Origin of the sequence: Streptomyces pratensis (genome assembly GCF_016804005.1) — a bacterium.
GTDB classification, from domain to species: domain Bacteria; phylum Actinomycetota; class Actinomycetes; order Streptomycetales; family Streptomycetaceae; genus Streptomyces; species Streptomyces pratensis_A.
Map to the genome: position 1 here is coordinate 3,234,281 of NZ_CP051486.1, position 18,345 is coordinate 3,252,625.

18 protein-coding genes and 2 pseudogenes are annotated in these 18,345 nt (G+C 70.8%); 13 read left to right on the forward strand and 7 right to left on the reverse strand.

The genetic code is table 11. The annotated features are described in order from the left end of the window. The first annotated feature begins 393 nt into the window (after positions 1-393). From HED23_RS13805 to HED23_RS13830, 6 genes are all read left to right on the forward strand, one after another. Positions 394-2,031, forward strand: coding sequence for a sensor histidine kinase (locus HED23_RS13805; protein ID WP_203183720.1), 1,638 nt, complete (start codon positions 394-396; stop codon positions 2,029-2,031). After that, positions 2,028-2,435, forward strand: coding sequence for a roadblock/LC7 domain-containing protein (locus HED23_RS13810; RefSeq protein ID WP_203183721.1), 408 nt, complete (start codon positions 2,028-2,030; stop codon positions 2,433-2,435). The genes HED23_RS13805 and HED23_RS13810 overlap by 4 nt, the downstream gene beginning before the upstream one ends. Next, a complete protein-coding gene (locus HED23_RS13815) occupies positions 2,432-2,800 on the forward strand; it encodes a DUF742 domain-containing protein (RefSeq protein WP_033302786.1) in 369 nt (122 codons plus the stop codon). The genes HED23_RS13810 and HED23_RS13815 overlap by 4 nt, the downstream gene beginning before the upstream one ends. Beyond that, positions 2,781-3,395 carry a GTP-binding protein gene (locus HED23_RS13820; protein ID WP_203183722.1) on the forward strand — a complete coding sequence of 205 codons (615 nt, stop codon included), beginning with the start codon at positions 2,781-2,783 and terminating at the stop codon, positions 3,393-3,395. The genes HED23_RS13815 and HED23_RS13820 overlap by 20 nt, the downstream gene beginning before the upstream one ends. A gap of 81 nt (positions 3,396-3,476) precedes the next feature. Next, entirely contained in the window at positions 3,477-4,985 is a 1,509-nt protein-coding gene (locus HED23_RS13825; RefSeq protein WP_203183723.1) for a cytochrome P450, read from the forward strand. 138 nt (positions 4,986-5,123) lie between these two features. Continuing rightward, positions 5,124-6,470, forward strand: a complete 1,347-nt coding sequence (locus HED23_RS13830; RefSeq protein WP_203183724.1) for a 6-phospho-beta-glucosidase — start codon at positions 5,124-5,126, stop codon at positions 6,468-6,470. Here the strand turns inward: HED23_RS13830 and HED23_RS13835 are convergent. The 3 genes and pseudogenes from HED23_RS13835 to HED23_RS13845 all read right to left on the reverse strand — a co-directional run. Further along, positions 6,452-6,985 (reverse strand): annotated as a pseudogene (locus HED23_RS13835) (WGR domain-containing protein); the annotation flags it as partial. The gene HED23_RS13830 and the pseudogene HED23_RS13835 overlap by 19 nt on opposite strands. A 148-nt stretch (positions 6,986-7,133) precedes the next feature. Next, positions 7,134-7,574, reverse strand: a complete 441-nt coding sequence (locus tag HED23_RS13840) for a hypothetical protein (RefSeq protein ID WP_203183726.1) — start codon at positions 7,572-7,574, stop codon at positions 7,134-7,136. After that, complete coding sequence (locus tag HED23_RS13845) at positions 7,568-8,026, reverse strand: ATP-binding protein (protein ID WP_203183727.1); 459 nt, start codon at positions 8,024-8,026, stop codon at positions 7,568-7,570. Before HED23_RS13845 ends, HED23_RS13840 begins: the two co-directional genes overlap by 7 nt. A 207-nt stretch (positions 8,027-8,233) precedes the next feature. Here HED23_RS13845 and HED23_RS13850 point away from each other — a divergent pair, with 207 nt between their 5' ends. The 4 genes from HED23_RS13850 to HED23_RS13865 all read left to right on the forward strand — a co-directional run bounded on the left by HED23_RS13850 (position 8,234) and on the right by HED23_RS13865 (position 10,738). Then, a complete protein-coding gene (locus HED23_RS13850; protein WP_014152863.1) occupies positions 8,234-9,094 on the forward strand; it encodes a helix-turn-helix domain-containing protein in 861 nt (286 codons plus the stop codon). After that, complete coding sequence (locus HED23_RS13855) at positions 9,094-9,330, forward strand: DUF397 domain-containing protein (protein ID WP_203183728.1); 237 nt, start codon at positions 9,094-9,096, stop codon at positions 9,328-9,330. Before HED23_RS13850 ends, HED23_RS13855 begins: the two co-directional genes overlap by 1 nt. Positions 9,331-9,395: 65 nt before the next feature. Continuing rightward, complete coding sequence (locus tag HED23_RS13860; protein WP_203183729.1) at positions 9,396-10,205, forward strand: SAM-dependent methyltransferase; 810 nt, start codon at positions 9,396-9,398, stop codon at positions 10,203-10,205. An 83-nt stretch (positions 10,206-10,288) separates the two neighbouring features. Further along, positions 10,289-10,738, forward strand: coding sequence for a YchJ family protein (locus HED23_RS13865; protein ID WP_203183730.1), 450 nt, complete (start codon positions 10,289-10,291; stop codon positions 10,736-10,738). Positions 10,739-10,746: 8 nt separating this feature from the next. Here the strand turns inward: HED23_RS13865 and HED23_RS13870 are convergent, their stop codons facing one another. Together HED23_RS13870 and HED23_RS13875 are read right to left on the reverse strand one after the other, a co-directional pair. Continuing rightward, a complete protein-coding gene (locus tag HED23_RS13870) occupies positions 10,747-12,819 on the reverse strand; it encodes an MDR family MFS transporter (RefSeq protein WP_203183731.1) in 2,073 nt (690 codons plus the stop codon). 55 nt (positions 12,820-12,874) lie between these two features. After that, positions 12,875-13,711 carry a hypothetical protein gene (locus tag HED23_RS13875; RefSeq protein WP_203183732.1) on the reverse strand — a complete coding sequence of 279 codons (837 nt, stop codon included), beginning with the start codon at positions 13,709-13,711 and terminating at the stop codon, positions 12,875-12,877. 106 nt (positions 13,712-13,817) lie between these two features. Here HED23_RS13875 and HED23_RS36045 point away from each other — a divergent pair. The 3 genes and pseudogenes from HED23_RS36045 to HED23_RS13890 all read left to right on the forward strand — a co-directional run. Beyond that, positions 13,818-13,940, forward strand: a pseudogene (locus HED23_RS36045) (cytochrome P450); the annotation flags it as partial. 229 nt (positions 13,941-14,169) lie between these two features. Next, positions 14,170-14,679, forward strand: coding sequence for a Pycsar system effector family protein (locus HED23_RS13885; RefSeq protein ID WP_203183733.1), 510 nt, complete (start codon positions 14,170-14,172; stop codon positions 14,677-14,679). Between the two features lie 10 nt (positions 14,680-14,689). After that, the gene (locus HED23_RS13890; RefSeq protein ID WP_238441941.1) at positions 14,690-15,388 is read left to right on the forward strand and encodes a Crp/Fnr family transcriptional regulator; all 699 of its coding nucleotides are present in this window, start codon (positions 14,690-14,692) and stop codon (positions 15,386-15,388) included. Between the two features lie 40 nt (positions 15,389-15,428). Here the strand turns inward: HED23_RS13890 and HED23_RS13895 are convergent, their stop codons facing one another. Both HED23_RS13895 and HED23_RS13900 read right to left on the reverse strand, forming a co-directional pair. Next, positions 15,429-17,051, reverse strand: coding sequence for a hypothetical protein (locus HED23_RS13895; RefSeq protein ID WP_203183734.1), 1,623 nt, complete (start codon positions 17,049-17,051; stop codon positions 15,429-15,431). Beyond that, on the reverse strand, positions 17,048-18,343 hold the full coding sequence (locus tag HED23_RS13900) for a protein phosphatase 2C domain-containing protein (protein ID WP_203183735.1): 1,296 nt from the start codon (positions 18,341-18,343) through the stop codon (positions 17,048-17,050). Before HED23_RS13900 ends, HED23_RS13895 begins: the two co-directional genes overlap by 4 nt. Between the last annotated feature and the right edge of the window lie 2 nt (positions 18,344-18,345).

Below are 18,345 nucleotides of genomic sequence, written 5' to 3' on the forward strand. Positions count from 1 at the left end.
CTCGTCCCGCTCTGAGGTGCGCTGCTATTCGTACGTGCTGAGGATTTCCGCTCGCGCGTGCGCCGAAATTTCTTTTTGTGCAGGAAATTCGTAGTCCCTTGCGGATGCCCTGGCCGACCGGTTGTCCCGCAGGGCGGGACGATGCGGCCCACTTCCTCCCGATTCCTGCGTCACGTCACTCCTCGCGCACGCTTGACGTCGGTGAGTGCGAAACCTGGCGAGTGTATTACCGGTGGCGTGCTCACGCAGGTGGTTGGGTGAATGTGCCGAAGCACTGTTCTGATCTGGCTAGGCTCACGCACAGTCAAGTCGAGTTGAGATGAATTCGAGCACTTGTTCCTAACTGTCCGTGCAAGTGTGTATACCTCCCGAATCAACCGCCAGAGGGTTTAGATGGTCCGTGTTGAATCACCGCCGACCAAAAGAGACATCCCCGTAGTCCGCGCCGCGCTCCTGCCCGTCGTGCTGATGGCCGGCGCAACCGCCGCCGGCGCCGTCCCGGTCACCGGGGCCGCACGGGCGGCAGTCGTATGGTGCGGGGCGATCGCCACAGTCGTGGTCGCCACGCTCACCGTCGTACTGAACCGCCGGCGCCGGGCGATGCGCGTCCAGCGCGCCGAGTACGAACAGCGCATCGCGGTCCTCGAGTACCGCATCGCCTCGTACGACCAGGAGACCGAACGGCTCAGCAAGGAGCTCCTGCCCGCCGCGATCCGCAGGCTGCGGGCCAGCAACTCGCCGCAGGAGGTGATGCGCGACGTCGTCGACGCGGACGAGTCGTACCGCAACCTGCCCAAGGCGCAACGCGCCCTGGTGCTCCAGGTCCTCGACATCATCGACAACGAAGAGGCGATGCGGGACTCCGCACAGCGCGCCTTCGTCAGTGTCGCCCGCCGCGTCCAGGCCATCGTCCACCGGCAGGCCAGTGAACTCCGGGAGATGGAGGACCACCACGGGCGCAACCCGGACGTCTTCGACGACCTGCTGCGCATCGACCACGGCACCGCGCTGATCGGGCGGCTCGCCGACTCGATCGCCGTACTCGGCGGCGCCCGCCCCAGCCGCCAGTGGCCCAAGGCCGTACCGCTGTTCAGCGTGCTGCGCGGCGCGATGTCCCGGATCCTGGAGTACCAGCGCGTCGATCTGCACTCGATCGCCAAGGTCGCCATCGTCGGCACCGCGGTCGAACCGCTCATCCACGCCTGCGCCGAACTCCTCGACAACGCGACGCGCTACTCGCCGCCCCAGACCCGGGTGCACGTCACAGCGGTCGAGGTGCAGACGGGCATCGCCATCGAGATCGAGGACGGCGGCGTCAGCCTGAGCGAGGAGGCCCGCGTGCGGGCCGAGAACATGCTCGCCCAGGCCCAGGCCGGCATCAACATGAACGACCTCGGGGAGTCCCCGCGCCTCGGCATGGCCGTGGTCGGCCGTCTCGCCCGCATGTACCAGCTCCAGGTCTCCCTGAGGCAGTCCGCGTACGGAGGGGTCCGCGCCGTACTCATCGTGCCGCGCGACATGATCACCACAGGCCCCGCCCCGGGCATCGCGCACGGGATCGGCGCCACCTCGCGGCCCCAGAGCTCGCTCGACATGTCGCAGATGCAGCACGTCGTCCCCCCGCGCGGCAAGCACAAGGCGCGCCCCACCGCGACCGGACCCGTCCCGTCGCTCGCGTCCCCCGCACCCTCCGCCCCCACCCCGGCCCCGGTGGCATCCGCCGCCCGGCCCGCGCCCGCGGCGGCAGCCATGGGCGACGACGAGATCGTGGTGACCGAGTGGACCGAGGGCGGGCTCCCGCAGCGCCGCAGCCGAGGGCGAGCACCCCTCGGTTCGCACAACCTCCCGCAGCAGTCCGCGTCGGCCGCAGAGCCCGTCGCGCGCAACGGGCACAACGGACACGGCGGTGCCGGCTCGGCACCTCCCGGTCTCTGGTTGGAGGCCTTCACCCAGGCCGTCAACGGTGTGCCCAAGGAGCCGAAGAACGACACAGACTCTGACGACGCGTGGGACAAGGGAGACGAGAAGTGATCCAGCAGCGGGGAAACATGGACTGGATGCTCAAGGAACTGGCCGACGACGTACCGAGCATCCACCAGATCGTGGTGCTCTCCGCCGACGGCCTGCGCATCGCCCGGCACGGCGGCGACCCCGACGTCGCCGACCGCCTCGCCGCGGCCTGCGCCGGGCTGCAGAGCCTGGCTGCGGCCGTCGCCACCGAGATCCCGTACAGCGACGGTCTGATGAAGCTGGTCGTCATCGAGGTGACCGGAGGGTTCTTCTACCTGATGGCCGCCGGCGCCGGCGCCTACCTCGCGGTCCTCGCCGGCGAGACGGTCGACGCCGGGCTTGTGGGTGCCCGGATGCGGGACATGGTCGTCCGCATCGGGGCCCATCTGACGAGCCCTCCGCGCCACGACGGGCAGTCCGGATGAGTCCTCCCCGACGAGAACGCCGAAAGGCCGACCCGGCGGTGAGCGACCCGGAACGGCTGTACGTGATCACCGGCGCCCCCGACGGCGAAAGAGCTGAACTCGACCTCGTCACCATGGTGGTCGCTCAGGCGGAGCCGTCACCCACGGTCCAGCCCGAGCAGGCCGCGATCCTGCGGCTCTGCAAGGCGCCGTTGTCCGTCGCCGAGATCTCGGCCTATCTGAGTCTCCCCTTCAGCGTGGTCACCTCGCTCCTGACAGAACTCCTGGCGACCGAACTGATCGAATCGCGCGCGCCCATCGTCCGCGCCGCGCTCCCGGACCGGTCCCTCCTCGAAGCGGTGATGCATGGACTTCAGAAGCTCTGACACGATCACGGGCCCCCGTAGCGAGGACGTCCTCCCCGACACGGCCACGGCCGCGGTGAAGGTCGTCGTCGTGGGCGGGTTCGGGGTCGGCAAGACGACCATGGTCGGCTCGGTGAGCGAGATCCGGCCCCTGACGACCGAAGAGACCATGACCCAGGCCGGTGTCGGCGTGGACGACAACGTGGGTGTGGAGACCAAGACCGCCACCACGGTGGCCATGGACTTCGGCCGGATCAGCCTCAGCGAGGAACTGATCCTCTACCTGTTCGGCACACCCGGCCAGGAGCGCTTCTGGTTCCTCTGGAACGGGCTCTTCGAAGGAGCGCTCGGAGCCGTCGTCCTCATCGACACCCGACGGCTCCAGGTCAGCTTCGACGTCATCGGCAGGCTGGAGGAGCGCGGCGTGCCGTTCGTGGTGGCCGTCAACACCTTCCCAGGCGCACCGCACCACCCCGTCGAGGCCCTTCGCAACGCTCTGGACCTGCCGGACGAGGTTCCGATGATCGACTGCGACGCACGGCTGCGTGCCTCCAGCCGCGATGTGCTGATGACCCTCATGCGCTACCTGCACAGCCTTGCCGTGCCGCTCGCCTGACGGCGGCACGCACCTCTGCCTCTGACCGGGCCCTGTCCCCAGCGCGGCCCGGTCTTGGAACGCCTTATTCCTGGAGCCACAGTGACAACCCCCTTCCACGATGAACCCGGATCGGCCACAGGTCCGGTGCCGCCCCCGCAATGTCCCGCCCACGGCATGGGCACCGGGCCCGGCGGGCTGCGACGGCTCTACGGTCCCGAAGCCGAGGCCGACCCCGCCGGTCTCTACGCGAAGCTCCGTGCCGAACACGGCACGGTGGCGCCTGTCCTGATGCACGGGGACGTCCCCGCCTGGCTCGTGCTCGGACACAGCGAGAACCTCCACATGACCCGAACCCCCTCGCAGTTCTCCCGCGACTCGCGCAGGTGGCGCGCCCTGCAGGAGGGCAGCGTGGCGCCGGACCACCCACTCGCCCCGGTCTTCACCTGGCAACCGGTGTGCTCGTTCGCCGAAGGCGCCACCCACGAACGGCTGCGCGGCGCGGTCACCGACAGCATGGCGCGCATCGACACCCGTGGTGTACGCCGCCACATCAACCGCTACAGCAACCGGCTCGTCAACGACTTCTGCGAGGAAGGCCGGGCGGAGCTGGTCAGCGACTTCGCCGAGCGGCTGCCGATGATGGTGATGTGCGCGATCATCGGCATGCCGGAGGAGTACGGCGACCGCCTGGTGCAGGCGGCCCGTGACATGACACGAGGCTCGGAGACGGCGGTCGCGAGCAACGCGTACGTGATCGGCGCGCTGGACCGGCTGGTCCGGCGCCGTCGGGAGGCGCCGGCCGAGGACTTCGCCACCTGGCTGGTCGAACACCCCGCCGGACTCACGGACAAGGAGGTCAGCGAGCACCTGCGGGTCGTTCTCATCGTCGCCTACGAGACCACGACCAACCTGATCGCCAACGTGCTGCGCATGGTTCTCACCGACCCGAGGTTCCGGGCCAGGCTCAGCGGCGGGCACATGACCGTGCCCGAGGCCGTCGAGCAGACACTGTGGGACGAACCGCCGTTCACCTCCATCCTCGGCCGCTGGGCGGTGGGCGACACCGAGCTCGGCGGGCAGCAGATCAAGGCCGGCGACGCCCTGATCGTCGGTATCGCGCCCGCCAACACGGATCCCGTCGTACGGCCCGACCTCACCGCGAGCATGGAGGGCAACCGGGCCCACATGGCGTTCAGCAGCGGCCCTCACGAGTGCCCCGGCCAGGACATCGGACGCGCCATCGCCGACGTCGGTGTCGACGCCTTGCTGATGCGCCTGCCCGATCTGGAACTCAGCGTCGAAGAGCACGAGTTGCGCTGGACGGGGAACTTCGTGTCGCGGCACCTGGTCGACCTGCCGGCGGGCTTCGCCTCCAGCCCGCAGCAGGAGATCGACGCGGAACCCCTGCCGGCGGTGGCCCGGTCCCGGTCCCAGGCCGACTGGGAGGTTTCGTCGCCGGTCGCTTCCCGGCGCCGTTCCGCGGCGGCGCTACCCGCGGCCCGCACCTCCGAGCAGGCGGAATCCGGAGAGGGAGCCGTCGTCCCGGCGCAGAGCAGTGGGCCGACGAAGATCTGGCACGCCGTCGTGCGATGGTGGAGCGGTCACTAGCGGTCACTAGCGGTCACTAGCGGTCACTAGCGGTCACTAGTGGTCGCTGGCGGTCCCTGGCGGGGCCGTGCGCCGTGCCCGGTCCCAGGGCCTTCGGGTCCGGGGACCCGGGCATCCCGCCCCGTACCATCGAGCAGCGTGAAGCTGACAATTCTTGGCGGCGGCGGATTCCGGGTCCCTCTCGTGTACGGGGCACTGCTCGGCGATCACGCCGAAGGCCGCGTCTCGCGGGTGACCCTGTACGACACGGACGCGGACCGGCTGACGGCCGTCGCACGGGTCCTGGCAGAGCAGGCCGCCGGCATCGACGACGCGCCCGCCGTCCTCGCCACCGGTGACATCGACGAGGCCCTGAGGGGCGCGGACTTCGTCTTCTCCGCGATCAGGGTCGGCGGTCTGGAAGGCCGCGCGGCCGACGAACGCGTCGCGCTCGACGAGGGCGTCCTCGGACAGGAGACGGTCGGTGCCGGCGGCATCGCCTACGGGCTGCGGACCGTTCCCGTCGCGACGGACCTCGCCCGGCGCATCGCCCGGCTGGCACCCGACGCGTGGGTCATCAACTTCACCAATCCGGCGGGTCTGGTAACCGAGGCCATGGCCCGGTACCTCGGCGACCGGGTCATCGGCATCTGTGACTCGCCGGTGGGGCTCGGCCGCCGGATCGCCCGGGTGCTGGGCGCGGACCCGGACCGGGCGTGGATCGACTACGTCGGGCTCAACCACCTCGGCTGGGTGCGCGGGCTCCACATCGACGGTCGCGACGAACTCCCGCGCCTGCTCGCCGATCCCGCCCTGCTCGGCTCCTTCGAGGAAGGTAGGCTCTTCGGCCCCGACTGGCTGAGCTCGCTGGGCGCGATCCCCAACGAGTACCTGCACTACTACTACTTCAACCGGGAAGCGGTCCGCGCCTACCAGGACGCCGAGCAGACCCGCGGTGCCTTCCTCCGCGAACAGCAGGAGGGTTTCTACGCCCGGATGAAGGACCCGGCCGCCCCGCCGCTGGCCACCTGGGACCGTACGCGTGCCGAACGGGAGGCGACGTACATGGCGGAGAACCGGGACGTGGCCGGAGCCGGTGAACGCGAGGAGAGCGATCTGGAGTCCGGGGGCTACGAACAGGTGGCCCTCGCCCTGATGCGCGCCGTGGCCCGCGACGAACGCACCTCGCTGATCCTCGACGTACGTAACCGGGGCACCCTCTCCGTGCTCGACGCCGATGCCGTCATCGAGGTGCCGTGCCTGGTCGACGCCAACGGCGCGCATCCCGTCGCCGTCGACCCGCTCCCGTACCACGCGGTCGGGCTGGTCACGGCGGTCAAGGCCGTTGAACGGGCGGTGCTCGAAGCCGCGGAGAGCGGATCACGGGCGGCGGCCGCGCGGGCCTTCGCCCTGCACCCGTTGGTCGATTCCGTGTCCGTGGCCCGTCGGCTGGTCGACGGATACACCAGGGTCCACCCGGGGCTCGCCTATCTCGACCGGCCGTGAGCTGGGTCGGCGCTTCCGGCGGCCAGGAGTTCGCCGCTGACCAGGATGTGCAGGTGCGCATCCAGCCAGGCGGCGGCAGCAGCCGCCTCCGCCGTGTCGAGCGTGCACGCCTTGCCCAGGAACGCCCGCAGCAGTGCCGCGGAGTGTGTCAGCCCGGTCCGTGACAGGGCGGTGGCGGCTTCGTCGACACGGGCACGGGCCTGGGCGGAAAGACGGCGCAGTCCGCTGGCGGGCAGCACGAATGTGTCCTCGTCCGGCAGCGCCCCGGGCTCCTGGGGGGCAGGGGAGGAATCAGCCGACGGGGAGGCCGTGGAGGAGGAGACCGCGGCAGCCACCGCACCGGACGCCCCCACCTCGCGATACCCCTTGCGCTCCTTCTCGGCGATCGTCTTCAAAACCTGTGCGCCGGCCGCCTCGGCCGACGGGTACTCCTTGGTCTGCGTCCGTCCGTCGCTTCCGCACCGCCCGTACCGCACGGTCACCACACTGCCGTCCGCCCCGGTCTCCCAGAACTTCGACGCACTGCCCTCTACGAACTCCTAGCGGCGCACAGGCCTGTCCCCCCTTCACACGACCCCAGCTCCGCTGCGGGTTTGTGGATCAATGGGGCCAGACTAGATACGGCCACTGACAACGCACCCGGGAGGCACCCGCGGCGACCGGTCAGGGAGCGGGCACGGCCCTCGGCCGGCCGGACGGGGCCCAGGACGGCACGACACCGGTGACCTGACACACCATGAGGAAGAGCGGAATGGGGGGCGTGTAGGGCGTTCGGCTGTCCGGAGCGTGGATCAGCCGGGGCCGGCCGGCCGGCACGTAGGCGCCGGTGGCGTAGGAAGCCTGCTCCGGCCAGTCGAGATCGAGATCCGAGCCCGAGGGGACGATCCACCACCACCGGTCGGCGTCGGCGAACACGCATCCGGCGCGCGGCAGATGCGACATCAACCGGAACCCGTACCGGGCCGGTACCCCCACCGCGTCACAGCCGAGGCTCGCCGAGAGGGCGGGCGGCAGCGCCAGCCGGACCCTGCCCGGTGCGCGGTCCTCCTCCACGGGACGGGCGCGACGCGCGCCGAGCAGCTGGGACAGGGTGTGCTTCAGCATGTCCGCTCCGGGCCGTAGGGCAGTTCGGCCCATACGATGCGCCCCGAGTGGTTCCCCGCGGCATGGGATCCCCAGGCGGCGCTCATGGAGTCGACGAGCAGCAGTCCGCGTCCGTGTTCCCCCTCGGCGGTGAGGGACAGCCGGGGGCCACCGGGCTGATGCCCCTGGTCCTGTACGGAGACGCGCAGCCGGCCGTCGTCGCAGCGGAGCTCGCAGACGACCCGGGCGCTCGTGGTGTGCACCACCGCGTTGGTGACCAGCTCCGAGACGATGAGCACCGCGGCGTCGTGGGCGTCCCCGGTCAGGCGCCAGTCGGCCAGCCGGGCGCGCGTGAGGCGCCGGGCACCGGCCACCGACTCGGGGTGCGCCGGCAGCGCGAAGCAGTAACGGAGCGCTTCCGTCCCGGGGCTGAGGTCCATGAGCCGGGGGATGAGCGCACTGCCAGGTGCCACGACCGATTCCTCACAGTGGGGGCTGTGTCACGCTTCGCACCGCCCCGAAAAAGGGGGTGAGGTGATCACGCGAACTTGGTTCGGACACCAACTCTCCCCCTGACATGAACACTTGGCAAGAGGCACTCTGAAAAATTCAGAGTGGCAGTGTCCCTGGAGCCGGGCTCGTGGCACACTGCTGGCACACAGCGCATCGGGAGGTCTGAAGTGAGCGAACCGCGGTCCGCCCCGACCGTGGGTCAGGTCGTTCTCGGCAAGCGCCTGCAGGATCTGCGGGAGCGCGTCGGCCTGAGCCGTGATCAGGCGGCGAAGGTGCTCCGCGTCGCCCCGGGGACCATACGCAGGATGGAGACGGCCGAGGTCGGCCTGAAGATCCCGTACGTCCAGCTCCTCCTCAAGGCCTACGGGATCGCCGACGACGAGACCGACGCCTTCGTCGAACTTGCCGAAGAGGCCAACAAACCCGGCTGGTGGCAGCGCTTCCACGACGTGCTGCCCGACTGGTTCAGCATGTACGTCAGCCTGGAGGGCGCCGCGAGTCTCCTGCGCACCTACGAGCCGCACTTCGTCCCCGGTCTGCTGCAGACCGAGGACTACGCGCGCTCCGTCCTGCGCACCGGAGCGGTCGGCCAGACGAGGCCCGCCGACATCGAGCGCCACGTCGCGCTGCGGATGGAACGGCAGTCACTGCTCACCAAGGCGGAGGCTCCGAAGCTGTGGGTGGTGATGGACGAGACGGTCCTGCGGCGCCCCGTCGGCAGCCCCGAGGCCATGCGTGCCCAGGTCGACCGTCTGCTGGAGGCGACCGACCTGCCCAACGTGACCCTGCAGATCGCGGAGTTCGCGACCGGCCACCACCCGGGCACGTACGGCCCGTTCGTCCTCTTCCGCTTCGCGGTTCCCGAGCTCCCCGACATGGTCTACAGCGAGTACCTGACCGGCGCCGTCTACTTCGACGCGCGCCCCGAGGTCGCTTCCTACCTCGAGGTCATGGACCGCATGGCGGCTCAGGCCGCAACTGCACAACGCACGAAGGAAATCCTCAGGGACTTCCGCAAGGAGCTGTGATGAACCACATATACAACGGCATGCCGGCCGCCGACCTCGGCACCGAAGGCTGGTACAAGCCGTGGAGCGGTGGTAACGGGGGCAACTGCGTCGAGGCCATGAAGCTGGCGGACGGCAGGGTGGCGGTCCGCCAGTCCGCCGATCCCGACGGCCCCGCACTCATCTACTCGAACGGGGAGATCGCCGCCTTCATCCAGGGCGCCAAGGCCGGGACGGCCGACTTCCTCCTCACCTGACGCACAGTCACATAGATCCGCACCACGCGCTGTTCGCCGAAGTTCCCGACCAACGGAGTGCGTTCATGACCGGACAGGAATCCCAGGCCGTCGAGATCGACACCAGCAAGCCGCATCCCGCACGGATGTACGACTGGTTCCTCGGCGGCAAGGACAACTACCCGGTCGACGAACAGATGGCCCGGCAACTGCTCGCCCTGGACGCCCGCGGGCGCGACATGGCCCGCGTCAACCGTGCCTTCATGCACCGGGCCACCCGCTGGCTCGCCGGGACCGGAGTGCGCCAGTTCCTCGACATCGGCTCGGGCATACCCACCGAACCGAATCTCCACCAGATCGCCCAGCGGACCGCCCCGGACGCACGCGTCGTCTACTGCGACAACGACCCGATCGTGCTCGCGCACGCGGCGGCCCTGCTGCGTTCCACTCCCGAGGGCGCCACCGAGTACATCCAGGCGGACGCCCGGCGGCCCGACGCCATCCTGGAGGCGGCCGGCAAGATCCTCGACTTCGACCGGCCGATCGCACTCTCCCTCCTCGCGCTGCTGCACTTCGTGGACGACGAGGACGGGGCCGCCGAGCTCGTGGACCGGCTCGTGGAACGGCTGCCCTCGGGCAGCTACCTCGTGCTGTCTCACACCACGGGTGACTTCGACCCCGAGGGTGCGGCCAAGGCCCGTGCGATGTACGAGGCACGGGGAATGACCCTGCGGCCGCGCTCGCGCGCCGAACTCACCGAGTTCTTCCACGGCCTCGAACTCGTCGCGCCCGGCGTCTCCCTCTCCGCGGACTGGCGCCCCGAACTCGGCGATCCCATCGACGTCCCCGGCCACGAGCCGATCCCCGGATACGCGGGCGTGGCACGCAAGCGCTGACCCGCGGCCGCCCGTGGAGTGCGTGCGGCGGGGCACCCGGCACCACCGGCGGTGCGCCCCGGCCCACAGGCCACAATGGACCCATGTCACGACGTACCTCACGCCCCCGCCGGCCGGCGGCCCCGCAGGCCGGGCCCCCGCGCATCACCCCGGACGCCCCGTGCCCGTGCGGTCTGCCGGCCGCCTACGGGGACTGCTGCGGCCGGCTGCACGCGGGCACCGTCGCGGCCCCGACGTGCGAGGCGCTGATGCGCTCGCGGTACGCGGCCTTCGTCGTCCAGGACGCCGGGTATCTCCTGCGGACGTGGCATCCGGCGACCCGCCCGCCGGCCATCGACTTCGACCCCGCGATGCGCTGGGAGCGGCTGGAGATCCTGGCGACCACCGAGGGCAGTGCCTTCCACACCACCGGTACGGTCACCTTCCGCGCGCACTACACCGACGGCGGCAGGCGCGACTCGCTCCACGAGCAGAGCCGCTTCGTGCGCGAGCAGGGCGCGTGGGTGTACGAGACGGCGGTCTTCGTCGAGTAGGGCCGCCGTCAGACCGCGGCCACCGTCCGCCCGGGCGGGGCCAGCTGCTGCGCCAGGTCCTCCGCGAGCAGCCGTTTGGCGATCACGTCGACCGCCGCCCGCAGCTGCCGGTCGTCGGGACGGGCACCGTCCTCGGCCAGCCGCTCGTTGAGCCACCCGGCCCAGGCCGCCGAAAGCGTCGCCGCCTCACGACTGCCGGCCGCCGTGTGGGTGAAGAGGTGGCCGTCCCCCGTGAGGTAGCCCTCCTCGATCATCCGGTCGAAGACGGGCACCAGCACCTCCGGCGGGATCCGGTGCCGGGCGGCGATGAGCCTGAGCCCCGCGTGGCCCACCATCCGGGTGAAGAGGTCGACCTGCATCACGGCCCAGGCACCCGCCATGTCGAGCCGGGTGTCGGACTCCGCCACGATGCGCCGTGCCGTGTCGGGACCGGCCCGGTGCAGGATCCTGGCCACCGCGGATTCGAGTACCTTCGTCGCGTCCCCGGTGCTCGGCTGGGCGAATCCCTCGCCCATGTCGGTGGAGCTCGCCCGGGCGCTGTCGCGCAGCTTCACCTGCTTCAGGAAGAGCGAGACGACGAACCCCAGCAGGGCCACCGGAACCGTCCAGAGGAAGACCGTGTGGAGGGTGTCCGCGTAGGCCTGGGCCAGAGGCGCGGTCTGGCCGGCCGGCAGGGCGTGCACGGCCTGCGGGCTCTCGGCTGCCCGTGCCAACGACGTCGGATCACCGCCCGCCCGCGCCGCCTGTTCGACACCCTGCGTCAGATTCGGCCCCAGCGCGTTGGCGTAGATCGTGCCGAACACCGCCGTACCGAACGAGCTGCCGAGCGTACGGAAGAAAGTCACTCCGGAGGTCGCGGTGCCGAGGTCCGAGTAGTCGACCGTGTTCTGCACCGCGATCGTCAGCACCTGCATCGACAGGCCGATGCCGATGCCGAGCACGAGCATGTACAGCGACTCCAGCCAGACCCCGGTGCCCGGGCCCATCCGGGACAGGAGATAGAGCCCCGCCGCCATCACGAGCGACCCGACGACGGGGAAGAAACGGTAGTGGCCGGTCTTGCTCACCACGTTGCCGCTGAAGATCGAGGCCGCCAGCAGGCCCACCACCAGCGGCAGGGTCCGCACACCGGACAAGGTGGCCGAGTCCCCGTCGACGTACTGCAGATAGGTCGGCAGATAGATCATCGCGCCGAGCATGGCGAAGCCCACGATGAAGCTCAGGATCGAGCAGACCGCGAACACCGGATTGCGGAACAGGCGCATCGGCAGCATCGGCTCCTTCGCGCGTGTCTCCACGAGGCAGAAGAGCGCAAGGGCTACGAGGCCCCCGGCGAACAGACCGATGATGACCGGCGAGCCCCAGGCGTACTCGTTGCCGCCCCAGCTCGTACCGAGGATCAGCGCGCTGGCACCGACCGCGACCAGCGCGATGCCCAGATAGTCGATGACCGGGCGCCCCGCCGCGCGCACGGAGGGGATGGTGCGGGCTGCGGCGACAACCACCACGATCGCGATCGGAACGTTGACGTAGAACGCCCAGCGCCACGTCAGATGATCGGTGAACAGCCCGCCCAGCAGCGGTCCGACGACCGTGGCCACGCCGAAGACCGCACCGATCGCCCCCTGGTACTTGCCCCGGTCGCGCAGTGGGATGACATCGGCGATCAGGGCCATGGACGTGACCATGAGCCCGCCCGCGCCGATGCCCTGCAGACCGCGCCAGATGATCAGCAGCAGCATGTTCGACGCGAGGCCGCAGAGGAACGAGCCGGTGATGAAGACGACCGCCGAGATCTGGAAGATCAGCTTGCGTCCGAAGAGGTCACCGAACTTGCCGACCAGCACCGTCGCCACGGTCTCCGCCAGCAGATAGGCCGTCACGACCCACGACATGTGCTCCGCGCCGCCGAGGTCCGAGACGATCGTGGGGAGGGCCGTCCCCACGATCGTCTGGTCCAGAGCCGCGAGCAGGATCCCCAGCACGATCGTGGCGAACACGATGTTCCGGCGTCCGGGGTCGAGGACGGGTGGCGCTGCGGCACTCTGCGCGGCGGGGGCGGTCTCGCTGGCAGTGGTCACCCTCGCACCCTCACACCCGGCCCTGCCCCACGCATGCGGGCGCGGGCCGGACGGGTCAGGCCAGCAGCTCCCGGACGGAGTCCCTCATCCGGGCGACGAACGCGTCGCGGACCTCTTCAGGGACCCGGTCGAGCGACAGGTACGGATTGAGGTCCTCCAGCTCGACGAGGAGCAGGCCGCCCTCCGGGGTCCGGCAGGCGTCGACCCGCTGGATGCCGTGGGTGAGCGTGTTCCACGAGACGAAGCGGCGCGCGAAGTCCAGGTCCTCGGAGCTCGGCGCGTAGGGTTCGAGCACCCAGCGCCGCTCCGGACGCGGAGCGTGGAGGGCGTACTGGAAGTCGTCGTCGACGAAGTAGAACGACACCTCGTAGCGGAAGTCGATCCGGGGCTGGACGAGCAGGGTGCCGTCGGCGCCTGCGGGGATCTCCGGCCGCTCGGTGAACCGCAGCCCCACGGAGTCCGCGCCGAGCTTGGGCTTGACCACGTACCCGGCCGACCGGGGGAGCAGCCCGAGATCCGCGGCGCTGTCCACGGTCGGGATCACCGGGAAGCCGGCCCGGCTCAGGTCGACCAGATACTGCTTGCCCGCCATGTCCCCGCGCCCGTCGAGCGTGTTGTACACCCGGGTCCCCGACTCCCGTGCCCGGGCCCGGAACGCGTCGTACGCCTCCTGGTAGTGCAGTACGGGGCCGCTGTTGCGGACGACGACCGCGTCGAAGCCGTCCAGCAGCGCCGCCGCGTCCCTGGGGTGACAGAGCGCTACGTCGAAGGTCTCGCGCAGCCGGGAGGTCAGGAAGATGTCCTCGTCGCAGTAGCGCCGCCCGCGCGCCTCGTAGGCGAGGTCGGTGACGAACAGGACGGACGGACGTGGTGCGCCGGACGAGGCGATCAAGAATACTCCCAGGGGGTTCGGTATCGGGCCGGAGGTCAATAGCGGTGCTGGTGTTGCCCGTTCACCGTCATGAAGCACTCTGATCTCTGCCCCACAGGAGTCACACGTGTCCCAGGCGTCGTCACCGCCCGACATTCTCTCGCCCGCCTTCGCCGCCGATCCCTACGGGGCCTACCGGGCGATGCGCGAGAGCGCCCCCCTGATCCACCACGGGGCCCGGCGTCGCTTCCCGTCCGGTTCACCCCTGTGGGCGGCTGAGCGCCGGTCCGGCATGCGGCGGCCGGCGTCCACTCCGGGCGGGCCGGCCGCCGTCCCCGTGCTCGCCGCTCCGGCCGGGAACGGCCGTGGTCACCTCAAGTCCGTTCGCGGAGAAGCATGTTGAGGTGGCCGAGAGGGCGCCGCGCCGGCCCGTCCCCTGGCTATAGTGGCGAAGGCTTCGAGAATCGGGGGATGCTTCAGTGTCGCAGGAGGAATCTCAGGCCCGCGCGGTGAGGACGGCATGGCAGATCCATGCCTCGCTCCACGAGTCGACCCGCACGGTCGACGCCAAGGCGTCCTTCGCCCTGGCCATGGAGTCCGCGGTCCTCGCCGGCATCGCCGCACTGTCGGGCAGTGGCCGAGCGCTCGGGCGCGTGACCGGCTTCGCGGAGTTCGTCCTCTGGTCCGGTGTGGTCCTCCTCGGACTCGCCGCGATCCTCGCCGTACTCGTCGTCCTGCCGCGCCACAACGGTGAAGGCCGCACACCCGGTCCCGGCGAGGACGAGTTCCTCTTCTACGGCCATCTGCGCCACTGGGCCCCCGACGACCTCGCGCAGCGGCTCGCCGACACGGACGCCCTGCCCACCCTCAGCCGCCAGCTCGTCGTCATGAGCGCGATCGCCTGGACGAAGCACAGGCGCGTGCAGCAGTCGCTGGTGCTCGCCGTCGCCGGCAGTCTTCTGGTGGCCGCCGTCATCGCGTTCGCCTGAACCGGCCGCCGTGGACAGCGCACCCCGCCACCGCCCGCACCGGATGCCCTTCTGGTCGCTGCTCGACGACGACGCCAGGGCCCGACTGCGCACTGCCGGTGCCATGGTGGCGTTTCCGGCCAAGGAGACCCTGCTGCGGCAGTACGATCTCACCGACCACCTGCTCGTCCTGCGGCGTGGCTGCGCCAAGGTCGCCGCCAATTCCGCCGCGGGCTACCAGGCCGTCCTCGCCATCCGCAGAGCCGGCGACCTGCTCGGCGAGCAGGCCGCACTGGACGGTGGACCGCGCTCCGCCACACTCACCTCGCTCACCAGGGTCGAGGCCCTGATGATCCCCTCGTCCGCGTTCGGTGAAGCCGCCCGGTCCGTGCCCAGCATCGCGCTCGCGCTCCAGCAGGTGCTCTCCGAGCGCCTGCGCGAGTCGGACGGCCATCGGGCAGCCGCCGGTTCGGAAGCCGTCCAGGCCCGGCTGGCGGCACTGCTGCTGGATCTCGGCGCGGAGTACGGGCGCCCGCAGGCGGACGGGGCCGTTCTCATCGCCCTGCCGCTGTCCCAGGACGACTTCGCCGGTCTCGTCCTCAGCTCGCGGCGGACGGTCAGCCGCGTCCTGGAGCAGTGGCGCGGGCACGGCTGGGTGACGACGGGGCGCAACAGGCTGACCATCGACCGTCCGGACGAGCTGAAACGGCTGAGCGTCTCGGGGTACTAGGTGCTCCGTCCGCCTCATGCCGGGCAGGGCGGGCGCGTCGTCACACCTCGTCCCAGGACATCGTGGCCAGCCCGTGCTGTTCGGCCAACGGGTTCCAGGCGGCCACGAAGTCCTTCTTCGCGCTCGTCGCCCGTGCGCTGGCGCGGGACGCGTCCCGCCAGTGCGACGAGGACGTCACGGACCCGGACGAGCATCCGCCCATCGACTCCTCGGCCAGCAGGGAATAGGCGCGGTCGGCATCGGCCGACGCCTGCCAGCCCGATCGGAGATCAGCCGTCATGGAGGAGGACAGCAGGTCCGGATCGAGGTCCTTCAGATCCCGTACGAGCTCGTCCCGTTCGGCCGCCGCGTCATCGAACACCTCCTTGACCTCGCGGAGTCCGGCGCCTCCCGGACAGGTGGTCATGCGGCTCACCGCTTCTCCCACGCCGCTGCGGTTGCCCTCGTTGCGTTCCAGCAGGGCGGCCAGGGAACGGACCTGGCCGTCCTCCATCCCCTGGCCGTCCTCCGTCCCCGGGGCGGACGAGTCGGTACCGCCGGATACGGCGCTCTCCGAAAGGCCGCTGCTGCCGGAGGACCGGTTGTCCTCCTCCAACGTGTCGTAGAGATCCGGACCGTAGACGACGGCCAGGACGAGCAGTACCAGTGCGACGAACCACCGGCCGGCCTTCGACCTGCCGGCCCCGGGCGTCGCCGGCGGAGGGGTGTTGCGCACGGGAGGCGCCGGCTGTTGCGACTGCCCGGTGTTCCGCGACGGCGGAGCCGCGCCCACCGACGGCCCGAAGGGAGGCTGCGGCAGGGTGGCGGGCGCCGTCGCCACCGCGTCGGCCAGTGCCCCCAGCCACTGCTCCAGCACCGGACGCCGCGCAGGATCGGCGGCCAGGCTCTGCTCGGCGAGCCGTCCCACCGCCTCGTCCGCGGCCCGCAGAACGGTCACGTCCCGGCCGTCCTGCTCTCCCGCGAAGAGCCGGGCGGCGAGCAGCGCGAACTTGTACGTGTCCCCAGTCGCGGCGCCCATCCGCTCGCCCTGCGGAAGGCCCCAGTTGGGTGTCTCCACGGCAGGGAGGGCCCACTTGCCGTGCAGCGACATGGCGTCACAGTCGATGAGGAAACAACTGGGTGTTCCGTCGAGACAGAAGAGCACGTTGTTCGGTGACACGTCGCCCACGACGGCACCGAGGGAATGCAGTCGCACCAGCGTGCCGGCGAGGTCCAGAAGCAGCTCGAACCGCTGGCGCGGAGTGATCGCGAAGCCCGCCCGCCGGAAGTAGGCCGGAGGGTTCAGCAGGTACTGGAAGCCGGCCGGCTGCGGTTTGTCCGGATCGAAGGCGAACCGGCGGAAGAACCGCTCGGGGATCTGACGCATCAGGAAGCCGCTCACCCCGGAGGAGTCCGTCACCAGCACGGCCGGCCAGGCGGTGCACTCGGCGAGCCACCGGCCGGTACCGCGTGGCAGGGACGGAATGAAGTCGACCATCCCGGCAAGGACGTCGGCCTTCAGCGAGGGGCGGATCCTGGCGTGGTACTCCTTGTAGGCCACCGGCCAGGAGCCGTTGATGGTCCGGTCCTCGACCGCCCACACCGAGCCCTGCCCGCCGGCGTTGAACTTCGTCCCCTTCACCACGCGGCCGGCGTCCATGGCACCCGGGTAGGCCCCGGTCATCCCGCTGCCCCGTCCGGCCACGCCTTCGCGGCTCCGGGGCCGCCGCTCTCGTCGAGCCGGTGACGCGGCCACACGGCGAGCAGGGTCCGGTCGTCGTCGAACGTCTCGCGCGAGAAGTCGAGCAGCTGCGCGACGGCCTGCGGCTCTCGCGGCGGGCGGCCCAACTCGTACGCCATCACCGACCCGATCCTCCCGGTACCGTCCCCCAGCGGATCGCCGAACCCGTCCGTCCCGATCAGCAGCACCCCGTCCTCGGGGAACGTGTACCAGGTCCCCTCGATCTGCGGCGGGAGCCACGGCAGCGCGGACACCGCGGACGAGAAGACGCCGTCCGCGCGCTCCTCCTTGCCGCCCAGCAGAGGGTGGAAACGGTTCTTGTGCAGCATCCAGGCGCCGCTGTCCCCCACGTGCACCAGATTGACCTCCAGCAGGCCGCTCCCGGTCAGCCGCACGAAACCCGTCACCAGGGTCGTGGCCAGCAGGACCTGGGCCTCGTGCTTCTGCTCGCGGGTCGGCTCCGAGCCGCGGGTCACCCGCATCAAGAGCTGGTACGCCGCCGCGGTCACGACCCGCTTCCAGTCGACCTGATGCCGTTCCTCGTCGAGCTGGCGCAACACGTCGGCGACGGCGGTACGGCAGGCCAGCGCCGCTCCCACATGCGACTGGGCAGCTGATGAGACCCCGTCGGCCACCGCGAACACCACTGATCCGGTCGGCCCGTGCGATGCCACCACGATGTCGTCCTGGCGCGGCTGCCCCCCGAAGCGGTGCGCGTCACCGCGTACGGAGGCGAGCCGGACGGTGAGCCCTGGTGTGGACCAGCCGTCGAAGAGAGTGTCGGGGCGGTAGGGGTCCGCCGGGGGCGGCTTCGGCTCGAACCGGGCAGCCGGCCGGCCCAGGATGAAACGTGACCAGGCCGGAGTCTGCGCCCCGGGGAGCCGGGGCTCCCGTGTTTCCCGTGCGGGGACGGAGGCACCCCGGGCCTGCCGCCGGCGCGGCGGTGAGGACGGCGCCTGCTGCTCCTGTTCCGCCGGCGCCCGGTGACCGGCCGACGGGCCGGGGCCGCCGGGCGCGTCGTGACGGGATACGGGTGGGAGAGGCCCGGCGGGCGCGGGCCCGTCCCCGGGCGCGGGCCGTACGGGATACGGCCCGTCGGCCGGGGCCCGGCCGTCCGGCGTCCTGGCCTGCCCAGGAAGCCCGGGTGCGCCGGACCGGTCCGGCGCCCCGGACGGGCCGGAGGAGCCCGGGGGCTCCTCCTCGTCCTCCTGCCGGCGACCGAAGAAGCGCGCCACGC

What these genes read in the sequence shown, in the direction of transcription:
- HED23_RS13865 (WP_203183730.1), top strand. Translation starts at nt 10,289, where the DNA reads ATGTCACGACGTACCTCACGCCCCCGCCGGCCGGCGGCCCCGCAGGCC.
- HED23_RS13855 (WP_203183728.1), top strand. Translation starts at nt 9,094, where the DNA reads ATGAACCACATATACAACGGCATGCCGGCCGCCGACCTCGGCACCGAA.
- HED23_RS13895 (WP_203183734.1), bottom strand. Translation starts at nt 17,051, where the DNA reads ATGACCGGGGCCTACCCGGGTGCCATGGACGCCGGCCGCGTGGTGAAG.
- HED23_RS13805 (WP_203183720.1), top strand. Translation starts at nt 394, where the DNA reads ATGGTCCGTGTTGAATCACCGCCGACCAAAAGAGACATCCCCGTAGTC.
- HED23_RS13860 (WP_203183729.1), top strand. Translation starts at nt 9,396, where the DNA reads ATGACCGGACAGGAATCCCAGGCCGTCGAGATCGACACCAGCAAGCCG.
- HED23_RS13815 (WP_033302786.1), top strand. Translation starts at nt 2,432, where the DNA reads ATGAGTCCTCCCCGACGAGAACGCCGAAAGGCCGACCCGGCGGTGAGC.
- HED23_RS13820 (WP_203183722.1), top strand. Translation starts at nt 2,781, where the DNA reads ATGGACTTCAGAAGCTCTGACACGATCACGGGCCCCCGTAGCGAGGAC.
- HED23_RS13840 (WP_203183726.1), bottom strand. Translation starts at nt 7,574, where the DNA reads ATGCTGAAGCACACCCTGTCCCAGCTGCTCGGCGCGCGTCGCGCCCGT.